Annotated in this window: 1 protein-coding gene; it reads left to right on the top strand. The window is 21.0% G+C overall.

Features of this window, described 5'->3' with window-relative positions:
• Positions 1-316 precede the first annotated feature (316 nt).
• A complete protein-coding gene (locus KGF42_RS19025) occupies positions 317-817 on the top strand; it encodes a CarD family transcriptional regulator (RefSeq protein ID WP_227823162.1) in 501 nt (166 codons plus the stop codon).
• Positions 818-1,532: the final 715 nt, after the last annotated feature.

Here is a 1,532-nt window from a genome sequence, read left to right as displayed (position 1 = left end):
GTATTCTAAAATTATTATTTACAATCAAATATTATCTGAAAAAATGGTATTTTCATACCTTTATTTGTCATGCATAATTTTACTTACAACATAAACTTTATATAAAATAATTAAAAATATACCTATTGAGGTAAGTAAAAAAGAGCTCCCACAGAACAAATTTAATTTGCTCCTGCGACAGCCCCATTTTTTAATTTTAATAATATAAGTTTTACTTACATTAAAGCCTCAAAATGTGTTAAAATATAATATATAGCAGATAGTTTTGGCAAGGTGAATTAAATTGTCAGAACTATTTTTTTTATTAAGGATGGTGATGGTTTTGTTTAAGGTTGATGATTATATAATGTATGGGATGACAGGTGTTTGCAAAGTACTTGATATAACAAACGAACAGTTTACAAATGGAATAAAAAAAGATTACTATGTGTTGAGCCCTATTTATTCCAATAATACAGTAATAAAAATTCCTGTAGATAATGAAAAAGTACCAATGAGAAAGTTACTTTCTAAAATTAATGTTATTTCATTAATAAATAATATTCCTAATATGGATACATTATGGATAGATAATGAAAAACTAAGAAGTGAACAATTTAAAAAAATACTTAGAGGTGGAAAATGTGAAGAGTTAATAAAACTAACAAGAAGTATACATCATAACAGAGAGTATGTAAAATCTATTGGTAAAAAAACACATCAAGCAGATGATAATATAATGAAAGAAGCCGAAAGATTATTAAATGAAGAGTTTGCAACTATTTTAGATATTTCTCCTGATGAAGTTAGTTCATATATATCAAATCATATATCTTAATAAAGTATTTTATAGTATCTTTTATTTAAAAATCAGAGTCTAATAAAATATAATCAAAAAAATGTAAGTGTAATGTTATTTATGCATATTGCTTTTAATAAAAAGTATAATTATATTGTATAAAATATTGAAGCTATATTTATAATATACAATTTTTTAAAGATATAAATTATTATTGTAGATGCTTTTATACTTCTTAATAGCAAGTAAGATTAATAAGTATACTGGAAGTTTAAAATGAGATTGATATTATGATGAGTTATTTAGCTTCTAAAATGTATAATATTATAAAAAAGTTTTTTGAATTTTAAATGATAAGATGGATACTATGTTGAATAGAATCCATCTTATTTAAATTTTATTTATAATTATTTATTTAGTATTATTTTTTGTATATGAAAATATATTTTAAAACATATGTTTAGAGTATGTGATTTTATTAAAAAAATATTCGACAAAATAATGCTGAAATTGCATTTAGACTTATAACTAAGATAAATATTATATCTTTATAGTGTGACCTAAAAAATTATAGATGTACTAAACTTATTTAGTATTTTATTAGAATAAGTACTAGAGTTTATTTTCAAACAAATTTTTATTTTTTAGCCCCAAAATTATTATGATAATGAGTGAATATAATTGCTTATAAACAATTTAAATATATTAAAAAACTATTTATTAGATGTATATAGTTAGATTACTTATAATATTC

This window comes from Clostridioides sp. ZZV15-6383 (genome assembly GCF_020657735.1).
Lineage (GTDB): Bacteria > Bacillota > Clostridia > Peptostreptococcales > Peptostreptococcaceae > Clostridioides > Clostridioides difficile_D.
The sequence above is the reverse complement of the archived record's forward strand: the minus strand, read 5'-3'. Positions and strand labels throughout refer to the sequence as shown.